Genomic DNA, 13,811 nt, shown 5'->3' with positions numbered 1-13,811 from the left:
GGCATGGCCGATACCGCACCGATCCTGGTACTCAACGGGCCGAACCTGAACATGCTCGGCACCCGCCAGCCCGAGGTGTACGGTTCGGCCACGCTCGACGACGTGGTCGAGCTGTGCGAGCGGACCGCGGCCAGGTTCGGCAGGGAGGTCGTCGCGTTCCAGTCCAATCACGAAGGGGCGCTGATCGATCGGATCCACCAGGCGCGGGGAGCCGAGTCGGGGATCGTGATCAATCCCGGCGGACTGACCCACACCTCGGTGGCGTTGCGCGACGCGCTGGTCATTCCGGAGGTGCCGATCGTGGAGGTGCACATCAGCAATGTGCACGCGCGGGAGGAATTTCGGCACCATTCGTTCATCTCGCCGATCGCGACGGCGGTGATCGCGGGAATGGGGATTCGGGGATACGCCGCGGCGATCGAATTTCTCGCTACTCGCTGAAGTAACCCCGCCTGCACGGCCGTTTTCGGCGGACTCCGCGCATTCCTCCGACCTTCGCTGGACTTCCTTCAGCGTGCGCCGTGGTTTCCCCTATCGGGCGCAGCGGATTTCGGCGGACTTTCCGCCGACGCAGGAATCAGGCGAGGCGGAAGACCGGGAAACCCGGTGCGATAGCGGCGAGTTCGGCGTCGGTGGCGTTCTTCGTCACGCCCTCGAAGAAGCGGTTGACCTCCCAGCCCCACTTCTCCAGGTACACCCGCAGCACCGGAACCTTGTCCGCGTCGGCGACCTCGGTGGCCGTGAACGCCTCGGCCTTGCGCCCGAGCCGCAGCTCGCCCTCGCCCGCGACCCGCAGATTCCGCACCCACTGCGTGTGCCCGCGCGGCGCGACCAGGTAGCGCGTGCCGGTCTCGTCGACGAGCAGGTTCACCATCGTCGTCCGCCACTCGCCGCTTTTGCGACCCCGGACGGCCAGCAGCCGCGAATTGGCGATGCTGATCCCCAGCTTGGGCAGCCAGTTGAAGATGCGGTTCATGACGGGATCGAGGCCGGTGGGGGCGATGTAGCGGATGCTGGCGTTCATGGCGACTCCTGTTGTGAGCGGTGCTCTCTGTTGAGAACAATGATCCACCCGCCTGGCCGTAAAAGTCAAGAGCACTGCTCTCGCTATCTTCATGGTGCCCGTACGACCCTCACCCTTCGGGTAGCGGGATCAGCTCCAGATGTTCGGCCTCTGACGTTTCAGCGGCTCCGCCGTGCCCGGCAACCAACTCCACACCCCCACCGTGCGAAACCAGCCATCTACCGCACACGCAGCGCAAATAGCGAACGGAACGATGCGAGGACACGAGCATCGGCGAGGACCACGAGCAGGTGGGGCAGGTGTCGGGCATAGCTCACCCTGAATAACCAACGCCCATAAGGCAACGCCCCACGCCGCGCGGCTCCGAACTCGAGATCCATTCCGATCGGCAGGACTTCGCGCTCTCCGGTTATGTCCGCTGCCAGCCCACCACGATCGAAATCCTCGAAGGCTTCCGCATCCGTTCGGCGGGCCGGGTCGAGGTGCTCGGCGCGGATCCGGCGCACGGCGACGAGGCCTGGCGGGCACGCATCGGCGTCGTCCTGCAATCCTGGCGTGATCATGGCAAATGGCGTGTGCGCGAGCTGCTTTCACACCTCGGTGCCTACTACGCGCCGTACGGCTCCGAGCGGATCCGCCGACCTTGGGACACCGACGACCTCATCGCGGCCGTCGGCCTGACCGAACAGGCGGGCGCGAAGATCATGTCGCTGTCGGGCGGCCAGCGCCGCAGGCTCGACGTGGCCATCGGCATCGTGGGCCGCCCGGAACTGCTCTTCCTCGACGAGCCGACCGCAGGCTTCGATCCGCAGGCCCGCCGCGAATTCCACGACCTCGTACACCGTCTGGCCGACGACCAGCAGACCACCATCCTGCTCACCACCCACGACTTGGACGAGGCCGAGAAGCTGGCCGACCGCATCCTGATCCTGGCGGGCGGGCGGATCATCGCGGACGGCTCGGCCGACGAACTGTCCCGTCGCATCGCGGGCGAGGCCGAGGTGCGCTGGACCCGCGACGACCAGCGCTTCGTGCACACCACCACCGAGTCGACCAAGTTCGTCTACGAGCTGTTCATGCAGTACGGCGAGGACATCGGCGAGCTGGAGGTGCGGCGCGCGTCGCTCGAGGACACGTATATGACACTGGTGCGACAGTTCGAATCCGGCGAGGTGGAGAACGAGGTCCACGCCTTGGAGGAGGTGAAGCGATGAACCCGACGACGAACGCGGTCCGCGCCGGCTTGTCCCGCGGCTGGATCGAGCTGCGGCAATCGGTGACCAACGGCCAAGATCTGTTCGGCATGCTGTTCTGGCCGGTCATCATGGTCGTGGTGCTGTTCTTCATGCGCGACGCGACATTCGAAGCCAGCGGTTTCGATCTCGGCTCGCTCGCGCTGCCGAGCATCCTTGGCATGCTCGTCGCCTTCAACGGGATATTCGGCATCGGCCAGTTGCTCAGTATGGAGCGCGAGGACGGAACCTTGTTGCGCGCCAAGGCGACTCCGAACGGAATGGTCGGCTACTTGGTCGGCAAGGTGGTCACGGTGTCGGGCTGGGTGCTCGTGCCGTTCGTGATCGTGCTGATTCCGGGGTTGTTCCTGGTGGGCGGCACCGAGCTGAACACCGTCGGCGCCTGGCTGTCGCTGATCGGTATCGTGTTGCTCGGCATGCTGGCCACGCTGCCCATCGGCGCGTGCATCGGTTCGCTGTTCGTCAGCCCGCGCGGTGTCGGGTTCGCCTCCATGCCCATCATGGGACTCGTCGCGGTGTCCGGCATCTTCTACCCGATCACCTCGATGCCGGGTTGGGTGCAGGGGCTTGCTCAATGCTTCCCGGTGTACTGGCTCGGCCTCGGCATGCGCGCGGCGATGTTGCCGGACGAGGCCGCGTCCGTCGAACTGGGCGGCTCCTGGCGGCATCTGGAAACGGTTGCGGTGCTGGGCATCTGGGCGGCCGCCGGGTTCCTCGTCGCGCCGATCCTGTTGCGCAGGATGGCGCGGCGGGAGTCCGGTTCCAGCGTCGCCGCCCGTCGCGAGAAGGCCATGCAGCGTGCCTACTGAGGTCATCTACAACCGGATCGCCATGCTGCGCGCCGAACGCGGCATCTCCCGACGCGAGCTGGCGGAGGCGCTCGGCGTGCACTACCAGACGATCGGTTACCTCGAGCGCGGCGAGTACAGCCCCAGCCTGCACTTGGCGCTGCGGATAGCGCAGTATTTCGAGGTGGCGGTGGAGGTCGTGTTCTCCACCGCACCGTTCCCCAGGCTCGGGTCGGCGGCCGAAAGCGCTTGACCGTGAGGCGCTTTCGGTTGTGATGCCGCACGCTCCCGTGCCGATGGCGAATCTGTCCGGGGCGCAGTTGGTTCGGCTGGACCGGATCTGCGGCTCGGACCGACCACGGCGGTGAGGTCGAACCGCCCGGAGACGCTATTCGACCGCGCCGCGGAGCAGCTGGTACGTCGGCACCGGCTCTCCGGCCCGTTCGCTCTCCGCCAGCGCCCGGTCCCAGATCGCCCGCGCCGACCGCAGCAGCGAGGTGTCCACCCCGAGGTCGTCGCCGGTTTCGACGACGTGCGCGGCGCCCGCCGCCATCATCCGCAGATTGCCGAGATCACCCCAGCCGCCCGCCCGCGCGGCGGACGCCATCGCGGCGTAGAAGTCCTCGGCGTCGTGCATCGCGCGCTGCGCGAAAGGCAGGAAACGCCCGATGTCGTCACCGGCCCGGTCGATCATCGCGAACGCCTGCTCGATACCGAGAAACCACGGCAGGAACGCCGCGTAGACGGCTTGGTAGTAGAGCTGCGCCAAGCCGTCGTCGTCGCCGAGGTACTCATGGGATGCCAGGAGATCCAACAGTTCTCGATGTTCCTCGAACACCTCTCGCGGCCCGCTGTAGAAGATGTACGAGGCGGGCAGGGCGAGACCCTCGGGCTGCGCCATGACGCCCGCGGCGAGGAACCGCCCGCCCCGCTCGCGCACCCATGCGGCACCCGCTCGCGTGTCGGCGGGCGAATCCGACGACGCGTTGACCACGACCTTGCCGGACAGGCGGCCCTCCGCCTGCCCGAGCACGTCGTACATCGCCGCGTAGTGGGTGAGGCTGAGCACGATCACCTCGTTGGCATCGAGCGCCTCGGCAACCGTCGCCGCGCGCTCGGCGCCGAGTTCGACGACGGCGTCGGCGCGGGCGGCGGTGCGGTTCCATACGGTCACCCGGACACCGGCGTCCAGGAAGGCCCGCACCATCGCCTGGCCCATCGGACCGAGCCCGACGACCGTCACCGAGCGGGTCATACCTGGCGCTCGCCCAGCATGAGCTCGTAGGTGGAGACCGCCTCGCCGCGTTCCTCGCTGGCGGCGACCGCCTTGCGCCAGAAGTCCTGTGCGGTGTGCGAGAAGGTGGCGTCGACGCCGACCTCCTCGCTGGCGTCGATGATGTGCTGCGCGCCCGCGACCATCATCTTCAGACTGGCCAAGGACGCCCAGCCGCCCGCCTGGTTGGCGACGGAGAACTCCTGCATGAAGTAGGGGTACGCCTCGCTGGAACGCACCGCGTACGGCACGAATTGCGCGATGTCGTGACCCGACTTCGCGATCATGGCGGTGGCTTGGTCGAAGGCGAGCAACCACGGATGGAAGGTGGTGAGCAGCGCCTGGTAGAAGATCTGGGCCAGACCGTCGTCCTCGCCCAGGTACTCCTGCGGGCTCAGCGGGCGCAGCAGTTCGGCGTGCGCGTCGAACACCTCGCGCGGACCGCTGTAGAAGATGTAGGACGCGGGGTGGGTGATGTTGTCACCGGCCGACATCACGCCGCCGGAAATGAACTGCGCGCCGCGCTCGCGCACCCATGCCGCGCCCGCGCGGGCCTTTTCCGGCGAATCGGAGGACAGGTTGGCGATCACCTTGCCCGCCAAGTGGTCCTCGGCCTGGCCGAGCACGTCGTACATCGCGGCGTAGTGGGTCAGGCTGAGTACGGTCACCTCGTTGGCGTCGAGCGCCTCGGCGACCGTCGCGGCCCGCTTGGCGCCGAGTTCGACCATCGCGTCGACCTTGTCGGTGCTGCGGTTCCAGACGGTCACCTCGACGCCCGCCTCGAGGAACGCCCGCACCATCGCTTGGCCCATCGGGCCGAGCCCGACGACGGATACGGAGCGGGTGGACTGCTCGGACATTGTGTGCCCCTTCGGTTCTGGTTCTGCTGGTTCGCGGCGCCGGAAACGATGGTCGTCTGTGCAGGTAGAGTCGACAAGACCGTACGTCGAGGTGGGGATACTTACCTCGAGGTCCGAAATATGGTCAGGAGGTCGGCGATGAACGGCAACAGTGGCGTAGATCACGATGCGTGCGGCATGTCGGTCGCCATCGACGTCGTCGGCGGGAAGTGGAAGCTGCACCTGATGTGGGTGCTCGGCGAACAACCACAACGCTTCGGCGAGATCCGGCGCCTGCTCCATGGTGTGAGCGAGAAGGTCCTCGCCGAGAATCTGCGGCAGATGGAGGCCAGCGGTGTGGTGCATCGCGAGGTGTTCCCGGAGATTCCCCCGCGCGTCGAGTACTCGCTGACGCCTATCGGGCAGGAGCTCGCGGTGGCGCTACGGCCGCTCGAAGAGTGGGGCGACAAGCACCGGGCGGAGTTGCTGGGGAATCTCGCGTCGGTGGGGTGAACGAGCCCGCTGCCCGGTTGTGCCGCGGCGAGGTGGCTGACCGGGCTACGAGCGCGCGGACGGCGTGACATGCGACCGCCTCCCGCCGCGCCGACAATGTGGGGATGACCGCCGCACCGCGGGTGCTGCTCGCGCCTGACAAGTTCAAGGGTTCGCTGACCGCCTTTGAGGTGGCGGCCGCGCTGGCGGCCGGGATCGCGGCGGTGCGTCCGGATGCGGAGATACGGCGGGTTCCGATCGCCGACGGCGGTGACGGGACCGTGGACGCGTTCGTCGCCGCGGGGTGGGAGCGAGTCGAGACGATCGCGCCGGGACCGACGGGTGTGCCTGCGCCCGCCGCCTACGCGGTGCGTGGCGATACGGCGGTCGTGGAGCTGGCAGAGGTCGTCGGACTGCTGAAACTTCCTGGCGGCCAGTTCGATCCGCTCGGCGCGGGTACGGAGGGGCTCGGCGTCGTCATCGCGGACGCACTCGACCGCGGAGCGACGCACATCGTGCTCGGCTTGGGCGGCAGCGCGTCCACCGATGGAGGTGCGGGTCTGCTGCGCGCTCTAGGAGCCCGCGTGCTCGATGCCACTGACCTCGAATTGCCCTCGGGTGGAGCGGCTTTGGCGCGCGCGACGCGGATCGATCGCAGCGGCCTGCACCCGAAAGCCGCCGCGGCCCGTTTCACACTCGCCTGCGACGTGGACAACCCGCTGCTCGGCCCGAAAGGCGCGGTCGCGGTGTACGCCACGCAGAAGGGCGCCGACGCGGAGCAACGGACGATTCTCGAAGCGGCGCTGACCACTTGGGCGAACCTACTCGGCCTGGAGTTCGCCGAACGCCCAGGCGCGGGCGCGGCGGGCGGCACCGGCTTCGGCGCCCTCGCGGTACTCGGCGCCCGAGTACGCAGCGGCATCGAGGTACTACTCGAACTCCTCGACTTCCCGGCTCTGCTCCGCGACGCGACCCTCGTCGTGACGGGCGAAGGCGCCCTCGACGCGCAAAGCCTGCACGGCAAAGCTCCCATCGGCGTATGCCACGCGGCGCGCACCGCGGGCGTCCCGGTCGTCGCGGTAGCCGGTCGCGTCCAGCTCCCCCTGGATGCCCTGCACACCGCGGGCTTCACCACCGCGTACTCGCTGAGCGACCTCCAACCCGATCCCGCCCGTTCCATGGCGAACGCCGCACAACTGCTCGAACAAGTCGGCGCGCGCATCGCCGAACACGAACTCTGACACCGACGCCCACTTCGAAGCACGTTCAAGCCGCGGCCCGCGTCACCGACTCGGCAGCGGGGCCTGTTCTGCGTGGGTGGTCGCGACCTGGCCGGTGCGCAAGTAGGTGAGCACCGCGTCGTCGACCGCGGGGTTTCCACGACCGAAGGTGCCGTGGTCGCCGCCCTCGACCGTGATCAGCGAACCCTGGAGCGCTCGCGCCATCGCGGGTCCGCCCTCGTACGGCGTGAGTGCGTCGTGGCGGCTTTGCAGCACAAGGGGTTTGACGCGAAGGTCGGCGCCGGTGAGGGGGACCGGCTCGGCGATAGGGCGCCAGGATCCGCAGCTGAGGCCAGCGCGGACCAAGTCGGCCCGGGCGTCCATGGCGTTGCCACCGGAGGCGATGGTGCCGATGGCGGCGCCGATCAGTTCCGGGCGGCCGGGCACCGCGTTCTCGTTGCAGGTGATGGCGGAGAAGACGAAGCGGCCGGTGGGGTCGGTGGCGGTGGCGCCCTCGATGGCGAGCAGTCGCTGCACGTTCGCCGGATCGACGTTGGCGTCGGACATGGCCCGCGCGAAGGTCGGCCAGAAGGAGCGGGTGTAGGTGGCCACCGCGGTCGCGCCGACCAGCGGCACCTGGGCGGAGCTGCCGCCGGATATCAAGGTGCGCACCAGATTTTGCAGTTTGCCGCCCTGCTCCATCGTGCCGTTGTAACCGTCGCGGGCGAGCTCGGCCAGCGGTTCGGGCAGTTCGCCGGGCAGATCGGCCACGCTCGCCGGCGGCGGCGTCAGGTTGGCGTACCAGCCGCCGCCCTGCGCGGAGACCAGCCGCACCCAGTTCTGGTAGACGCGCAAAGCCGTGTCACCGAGCCGGTATTCGCCGTTGTGCTCGGCGATCCAGGCGAACAGGTCGTCGAGACGCTGCTTGCCCGCGGCTTGCTGCTGGGCGAACTCCTCGGTCCACACCCAGTCGGGGTGCACGTTGGAGTCCAGCACCATCCGCTCCACGCGGTCCGGGAACAGCGAGGCGTAGACGGCGCCGAGATAGGTCCCGTACGAAGTGCCGAGATAGCTGATCCGCTCGACGCCGAGCGCGGCGCGCACCGCCTCCATGTCGCGGGCGGTGTTCTCGGTGGTGATGGTGTCCAGGTAGCCGGGCTGTGCCGCGTCGCAGGCCTTCTTGATCTCGTCGCGGCTGCCGCCGCCGATCGACACCTGTTGTCCCTCAGCTGTTTCCGATGCGCAGCGGAGCGGAGTGGCCCAGCGCAGACCGCGCGGCTGCACCGCTATGCGGTCGTAGTGGGCGTTCAGCTCGGTGGGCATGACCTCGATCCGCTGCGCCCAGTAGGCGAGACTGTCCGCGCCGGGACCGCCGGGGTTGGTGAAGATGACGCCGTGCCGTTCGCCGGTGGCGGCGATCCGGCTGACGGTGAGATCGATACGCGGACCGTCGGGTTCGGCGTGGTTCATCGGCACGCTGATCACCGCGCACTGCACGCCAGCGCCTTCGGGCACCGAGCCGTCCGGGCAAGATCCGAAAGCCGTTGTGGGAGCGGCCTCGGCGAGCCCCGTCACGACCGACCCGCCGAGCATGCTCGCCGCGGCGAGGGCGGCGGCCACCCGTGAAATACGCGTCCTCATCATGTTTTCGCACCTCCGCCGGGCCACGGCTCTCGGGGAGCGCGCGACGCGACCAAGAGCATTCTGCTCAGGCGGCCACCCGGTAGACAAGTCGAACCGGCTATTTCACACCGGGATCCGCTGCGATGTCTCGCCATCGGGCGCATCAGAGTAGCGTCGAACCATGTCGACCGAGGTCCGCAACAACACCGCCATGGAACGATTCGAGATCTACGTCGACGGTGCGATCGCCGGGTACGCCGAGTACCAGGACACCGCGTCCGAGCGGGCGTTCGTGCACACCGAGATCTACCCCAGCTACGAGCGCCAGGGTTACGCCACCCAACTGGTCGGCACGGCGCTGGCGGGCACCCGCCGCGAGGGCTTCGGCGTGCTGCCGATGTGCCCGCTGGTGCAGCACTTCGTGCAGACGCACCCCGAGTACATCGCCTCGGTGCCCCACTGGGCCAGACAGCGACTCGGCCTGCCGCAGTAGACGCGCCCTGCGGATCACTCCCTCAGTAGTTCGCAACCGCCCCATCGAGCGCCAGCTGCAAATCCGCGCGCACCAGCCGCGCGATGTCCGCGGGCTTGTTCGGCAGATCGGTGATCGGCGACTGGAAGTAGAAGCTGGCCGACTTGGCCTCTTCCTTGGTCGGCTCGATCTTCGGGTCGGGGCGGGGACCGTAACTGAGACCGAGGCTGACCAGCGCCGGGTGCACGCCGAGCTTCATGGCCCGGAACGCGATGTGCCCGATGCCGCTGCCGACGGCCTGCACCTGGGTCGGGTCGACGTCGTTGCAGGTGCCTTCGGGGAAGACGGCGATGTGGTCGCCGCGCGCCAGCCGTTCGGCGCAGATGTCCATCATTCGCTGACCCGCCGCGTTCACCGCCCTGATGCCGTGGTCCTTGCCGCGGAACACCGGGATCCCGCCCATCATGTCCACCTTGCGCCGCTGGTCGGGATCGATGAACAGCTCGTCCTTGGCCAGCACCCGAACCTTGCCGATGACCGAGCGCAGCGGGCTGCGCCAGGCCGCCGCGGCGACCGTGTACGGATCGCTCTGCGACAGGTGGTTGATCGCGAAGATGATCGGTCGTCCGCTCTTGGTCAGCGTCCGCACCGCCTCCTTCGCGCGCTCGGCGTAGCTGATCCGCGGATGGTAACGGCGTCCCAGAAGGGCATAAGCGGCCATCGCCTTCAGCCGGTTCTGCCGGTGATCGCGATAGTAGTCGTAGACGCTGTCACTGTTCTCGAGGACGACCTCGGGCGGTTCCATACCGCCGACTCTACGACGTCGCCGGGCATGCGACACATCGGGCGGGCGAGAGATATCGCACGTCGGTAAGCTGGCCCAGACAGTTCGCGCGTCGAACGCCGCCGAATGAACTTTCGCCGAAATCCACGGGCCTGGAAACGAGCACTCGGGCGCACAAACTGCGATGATGTCCGGGTGGCACGCGGAGACGACCCGGATGATCGGAAAACTCACGGCGGGCACGGTGACCGTCGCCGGCGCGATTTCCGGCGCGGCGAGCAGGCGGTGCGCGCGGGCACCCTGCTGCTGGCGGCGACGGACCTGGTCGAGCCGACCTTCCGAAGAACCGTCGTGTACATCATCGAGCACAACGACTCCGGCAGTCTCGGCGTCGTGCTGAACCGCCCCACCGACACCGCGGTACACGACGTGCTGCCGCGCTGGGCGGATCTGGCCACCACACCGCGCACGCTGTTCAGCGGCGGACCGGTGAAACGGGACGCCGCACTGTGCCTCGGCACCCTGAAGGCGGGCGCCACCACCGCCGGGGTGCCCGGTCTGCGCCGCATCGACGGCCGCGTGGTGCTCGTCGATCTCGACGCCGATCCCGAGCGCATCGGCCCGCTCGTCGAGGGCCTGCGCATCTTCGCGGGCTACTCCGGCTGGACCTTCGGACAACTCGAGGGCGAACTGGAGAACGAGGACTGGATCGTCCTCTCGGCTCTCTCCTCCGACCCGATCAGCACCGGCCGCTCGGATCTCTGGGCGCATGTCCTGCGCCGCCAGCCGCTCCCGCTCTCGCTGCTGGCCACGCACCCGATTGAACTGGAACGCAACTGAGCTCGTGTACTCCTCGAAACGAGAAGGAGTCCACACCGTGAAACGCACGAACTGACCCGGTGAGCGCATGGGTATCCCACCGGAACAACCCCGGCCCACCGACGCGGCCGCAGCCCAGCGCGGCGCGGCGGGCGAGCCGGACGACCAGGCCGAGCTGATGCGCGTGCTGTACCAGGAGCACGCGCCCGCGCTCTGGCGCTACACCCTCGGCCTGGTGCACGACGCCGGACGCGCCGAGGACATCGTGCAGGAAACGCTGCTGCGCGCGTGGCAGCGGCCGAACGTGCTCGATCAGCAGACGATGTCGGCGCGCGCGTGGCTGTTCACGGTCGCCCGCAACCTGGTCGTCGACGAGCATCGCAGCGCACGCAATCGCAGGGAGTTCCGCACCGACAGTCCGCCCGAACAACCCGCACCCGATCAGGCCGATCGGACGTTGGACGGCTGGCTGGTCGCCGACGCGCTGGCCCGGCTGAGCGCCGACCACCGCGAGGTGATCGTGCGCGCCTACTATCGCGGCCTGTCCACCCACCAGATCGCGGCCGAACTGGAGATTCCGCCCGGCACGGTGAAATCGCGCATGCATTACGGTATGCGGGCGCTGCGGCTGGCGTTGCACGAGATGGGGGTGACGAACCGATGACGCAAATCGCCGACGACTACACGACGTGGGACGCGCCCTACGTGCTCGGCTCCCTCACCGGCAGCGAGCGCCGCGAATACGAGGAGCATCTGGCGCGCTGCGCCGACTGCCGCGCCTCCGTCGCCGAGCTCGCCGGACTGCCGGGCATGCTCGCGCTGGTGCCGACCGAGACCGCGCTCGGCATGATCGGCACGGCCGACGGCGCCGCGCCCGAGGCAGAGCCGCCGGTTCCCGACCTGCTGCCGAGACTGGCCGCCGCGGAACAGCGGCGCAGGCGGCGCGGCCGATGGGCGGCGCTCGGCGGGGCGGTCGCTGCCGCCGCCGCGGCCGTCGCGATCGCCATCCCGGTGCTGAACACGACGACCGTGCCGGAACCTCCGGTGGTCGAGCAGGTGATCGCGGAACGGTCGATGAGCCCGCTGGAGCCGACCCCGATCTCGGCCAGTTTCAAGCTGATGGCCGACGGCGAGCGGGCCCGTGTCGTGATGAGCTGCACCTACGGGCCGAGCGACCTGCGCTACACCTACAAGTACACGCTGCTGGTGACCGGCGCCGACGGCCGCCAGCTCGAGCTGGACGAATGGCCCGCGGGCCCCGGCACCGTGCTGACCGTGGACCGCACCATCGACATGGCGCCCGACCAGGTGCAGAAGGTGGAGATCAAATCGTCCGCTACCAACAAGGTGGTCCTCACCGGGACGGTTTGAGCGCCCAGAACCGCCGCGACACCCGGTGATGTCGCGGCGGTCGGTTCAGACGGTCTGCTTGCGGAACAGTGACGTCGACCAGAAGTAGCCGACCAGGCCGAGGCCGGCGCACCAGGCGAGCGCGATGATGCCGTTGGTGCCGATCTCCGTACCCATCAGCAGACCGCGCAGCGTCTCGGTCAGCGGAGTGAACGGCTGGTACTCGGCGAACTGGCGCATGCCGACCGGCATGGTGTCGGTGGCGACCAGCCCGCTGCCGAGGAACGGCATCATCACCAGCGGGAAGGGCAGGTTGCTCGCACTCTCCGGATTGACCGCGATCAGGCCGAGCGCCACCCCGAGCCAGGAGAACGCGAACATCACCAGCGCGAACAGTCCGAACACGGCCACCCATTCCACCGGGTTGGCGTCCGGCCGGAATCCGATGAGCAGCGCCACCGCGACCATGATCACGACGCCGATGAGCGCCTGGATCAGCGCGCCGATGACATGCCCCGCCAGCATCGAGGGCTGGAAAATCGCCATGGTGCGAAGGCGGTTCACGATGCCCTTCGTTTTGTCGGACGCGATGGAGACCGATACCGCGACCGTCAAGTACGCCGGGAGCATCAGCATCATGCCCGGTGTCAGGTAGTCGATGTAGTTGCCGCCCGAGGACTTCTCCAGCGCGCCGCCGAACACGAAGTTGAACACCAGCATCAGAATCACCGGCATGATCACCACGCCGAAGGTCAAGCTGGGATACCGCTTGGCGTGCAGCAGATTTCGCCGCAGCATGGTCACCGAATCGGCGAGGGCAAACGAAGTAGCGTTCATCGCGCGATCTCCTTCTCGGCAGTCGGGTGCCCGGTGAGGGCGAGGAAGACGTCGTCCAGGTTCGGGGTGTGCACGGAGAGGCCTTCGACCTCGATGCGCGCGTCGTCGAGCCGATCCAGCACGAAGCGCAGCGATTTCACGCCACCGTCGCTCGGCACGGCGAGCGTCAGCTCCTCGTCGCCGACGCCGTCCAGCACGCGGGCCGTCTCACCGAGAACTCGGGCCGCGGCGGAAAGCTCGGCGGCGGTGCGGAATTCGAGCCGAATGTGTCCGCCGGGCACCAGCTTCTTCAGTTCGGCCGCGGTGCCCTCGGCGACGATGCGACCACCGTCCAGCACGGCGATCCGGTCGGCGAGCTGATCGGCCTCCTCGAGGTACTGGGTGGTGAGGAAGACGGTCACGCTGTAGTCGTCGACCAGCGCGCGGATGATCTCCCACATGGAACGCCTGCTGCGGGGGTCGAGACCGGTCGTCGGTTCGTCCAAGAAGATGACGCGCGGGTCGCCGACCAGCGTCATCGCCAGGTCGAGTCGCCGGACCATGCCGCCGGAGTAGGTCGCGGCCGTCTTGTCGGCAGCCTCGACCAGGTCGAAGCGGGCCAGCAGATCGTCGGCCAGACGTTTGCCATCCCGCCGCGGCACATGGTGCAGATCTGCCATGAGCAGCAGGTTCTCCCGGCCGGTCAGCAGTTCGTCCACCGCCGAGAACTGACCGGTCACCCCGATCACCGAGCGCACCTCGTTGCGCTCGACGGCGAGATCGTAACCGCCCACCCGGATTTCGCCGGAGTCCGCGCCGATCAGCGTGGTGAGGATCTGCACGGTCGTGGTCTTGCCCGCGCCGTTCGGCCCGAGCAGGGAGAAGATGGTCCCTTCCGGCACGGTGAGATCGATGCCGTCGAGCACCACTTGCTCGCCGTACGATTTGCACAGGCCGAACGCCGAGATCGCCGGCGCACGATGACCGTTGATCATGGTGATCCTTTCGGCAAAATTCATTAGTCAATGCGAATAAGTGCATGTTTCACCCGCACCGCC

16 protein-coding genes and 1 pseudogene are annotated in these 13,811 nt (G+C 68.2%); 10 read left to right on the top strand and 7 right to left on the bottom strand.

Annotated elements, in window-relative coordinates; genetic code table 11:
- Nucleotides 1-3 precede the first annotated feature (3 nt).
- Entirely contained in the window at nt 4-441 is a 438-nt protein-coding gene (gene aroQ / locus AB0H49_RS18465) for a type II 3-dehydroquinate dehydratase (RefSeq protein ID WP_354998471.1), read from the top strand.
- Between the two features lie 136 nt (nt 442-577).
- On the opposite strand, the gene AB0H49_RS18460 is transcribed toward aroQ, so the two are convergent.
- Nucleotides 578-1,024, bottom strand: coding sequence for a nitroreductase family deazaflavin-dependent oxidoreductase (locus tag AB0H49_RS18460; RefSeq protein ID WP_357252867.1), 447 nt, complete (start codon nt 1,022-1,024; stop codon nt 578-580).
- A 422-nt stretch (nt 1,025-1,446) separates the two neighbouring features.
- Here AB0H49_RS18460 and AB0H49_RS18455 point away from each other — a divergent pair.
- From AB0H49_RS18455 to AB0H49_RS18445, 3 genes and pseudogenes are all read left to right on the top strand, one after another.
- Nucleotides 1,447-2,238: pseudogene (locus AB0H49_RS18455) on the top strand (ABC transporter ATP-binding protein); the annotation flags it as partial.
- On the top strand, nt 2,235-3,086 hold the full coding sequence (locus AB0H49_RS18450; RefSeq protein ID WP_357252864.1) for an ABC transporter permease: 852 nt from the start codon (nt 2,235-2,237) through the stop codon (nt 3,084-3,086). The pseudogene AB0H49_RS18455 and the gene AB0H49_RS18450, both read left to right, overlap by 4 nt.
- A complete protein-coding gene (locus AB0H49_RS18445; protein ID WP_354998467.1) occupies nt 3,076-3,318 on the top strand; it encodes a helix-turn-helix transcriptional regulator in 243 nt (80 codons plus the stop codon). The genes AB0H49_RS18450 and AB0H49_RS18445 overlap by 11 nt, the downstream gene beginning before the upstream one ends.
- 135 nt (nt 3,319-3,453) lie before the next feature.
- On the opposite strand, the gene AB0H49_RS18440 is transcribed toward AB0H49_RS18445, so the two are convergent.
- Both AB0H49_RS18440 and AB0H49_RS18435 read right to left on the bottom strand, forming a co-directional pair.
- On the bottom strand, nt 3,454-4,308 hold the full coding sequence (locus tag AB0H49_RS18440; protein WP_357252860.1) for an NAD(P)-binding domain-containing protein: 855 nt from the start codon (nt 4,306-4,308) through the stop codon (nt 3,454-3,456).
- An 8-nt stretch (nt 4,309-4,316) separates the two neighbouring features.
- Nucleotides 4,317-5,198 carry an NAD(P)-binding domain-containing protein gene (locus AB0H49_RS18435; protein ID WP_357252857.1) on the bottom strand — a complete coding sequence of 294 codons (882 nt, stop codon included), beginning with the start codon at nt 5,196-5,198 and terminating at the stop codon, nt 4,317-4,319.
- Nucleotides 5,199-5,336: 138 nt separating this feature from the next.
- On the opposite strand from AB0H49_RS18435, the gene AB0H49_RS18430 reads away from it, so the two are divergent.
- Both AB0H49_RS18430 and AB0H49_RS18425 read left to right on the top strand, forming a co-directional pair.
- A complete protein-coding gene (locus AB0H49_RS18430) occupies nt 5,337-5,690 on the top strand; it encodes a helix-turn-helix domain-containing protein (RefSeq protein WP_357252854.1) in 354 nt (117 codons plus the stop codon).
- A gap of 104 nt (nt 5,691-5,794) precedes the next feature.
- Nucleotides 5,795-6,910, top strand: a complete 1,116-nt coding sequence (locus tag AB0H49_RS18425) for a glycerate kinase (RefSeq protein WP_357252852.1) — start codon at nt 5,795-5,797, stop codon at nt 6,908-6,910.
- 42 nt (nt 6,911-6,952) lie between these two features.
- Here AB0H49_RS18425 and AB0H49_RS18420 read toward each other — a convergent pair whose 3' ends face one another.
- Nucleotides 6,953-8,533: an alpha/beta hydrolase gene (locus tag AB0H49_RS18420; RefSeq protein WP_357252849.1), complete on the bottom strand. Its 1,581-nt coding sequence runs from the start codon at nt 8,531-8,533 to the stop codon at nt 6,953-6,955.
- Nucleotides 8,534-8,693: 160 nt separating this feature from the next.
- On the opposite strand from AB0H49_RS18420, the gene AB0H49_RS18415 reads away from it, so the two are divergent.
- Nucleotides 8,694-9,005 carry a GNAT family N-acetyltransferase gene (locus AB0H49_RS18415; protein WP_354998461.1) on the top strand — a complete coding sequence of 104 codons (312 nt, stop codon included), beginning with the start codon at nt 8,694-8,696 and terminating at the stop codon, nt 9,003-9,005.
- 22 nt (nt 9,006-9,027) lie between these two features.
- On the opposite strand, the gene AB0H49_RS18410 is transcribed toward AB0H49_RS18415, so the two are convergent.
- On the bottom strand, nt 9,028-9,789 hold the full coding sequence (locus AB0H49_RS18410; RefSeq protein ID WP_354998460.1) for a 1-acyl-sn-glycerol-3-phosphate acyltransferase: 762 nt from the start codon (nt 9,787-9,789) through the stop codon (nt 9,028-9,030).
- 174 nt (nt 9,790-9,963) lie between these two features.
- On the opposite strand from AB0H49_RS18410, the gene AB0H49_RS18405 reads away from it, so the two are divergent.
- From AB0H49_RS18405 to AB0H49_RS18395, 3 genes are all read left to right on the top strand, one after another.
- Entirely contained in the window at nt 9,964-10,608 is a 645-nt protein-coding gene (locus tag AB0H49_RS18405) for a YqgE/AlgH family protein (protein WP_354998459.1), read from the top strand.
- Between the two features lie 67 nt (nt 10,609-10,675).
- Entirely contained in the window at nt 10,676-11,251 is a 576-nt protein-coding gene (locus AB0H49_RS18400; protein WP_354998458.1) for a sigma-70 family RNA polymerase sigma factor, read from the top strand.
- Complete coding sequence (locus AB0H49_RS18395; protein WP_357252844.1) at nt 11,248-11,958, top strand: zf-HC2 domain-containing protein; 711 nt, start codon at nt 11,248-11,250, stop codon at nt 11,956-11,958. Before AB0H49_RS18400 ends, AB0H49_RS18395 begins: the two co-directional genes overlap by 4 nt.
- Nucleotides 11,959-12,003: 45 nt before the next feature.
- On the opposite strand, the gene AB0H49_RS18390 is transcribed toward AB0H49_RS18395, so the two are convergent.
- Nucleotides 12,004-12,774: an ABC transporter permease gene (locus AB0H49_RS18390; RefSeq protein WP_357252841.1), complete on the bottom strand. Its 771-nt coding sequence runs from the start codon at nt 12,772-12,774 to the stop codon at nt 12,004-12,006.
- Nucleotides 12,771-13,748, bottom strand: coding sequence for an ATP-binding cassette domain-containing protein (locus tag AB0H49_RS18385; RefSeq protein WP_357252838.1), 978 nt, complete (start codon nt 13,746-13,748; stop codon nt 12,771-12,773). The genes AB0H49_RS18390 and AB0H49_RS18385 overlap by 4 nt, the downstream gene beginning before the upstream one ends.
- Between the last annotated feature and the right edge of the window lie 63 nt (nt 13,749-13,811).

The organism is Nocardia sp. NPDC050713, assembly GCF_040654315.1.
GTDB lineage: Bacteria > Actinomycetota > Actinomycetes > Mycobacteriales > Mycobacteriaceae > Nocardia.
Note: the sequence above shows the minus strand (reverse complement) of the source record. Positions and strands in the feature narration are given on the sequence as shown.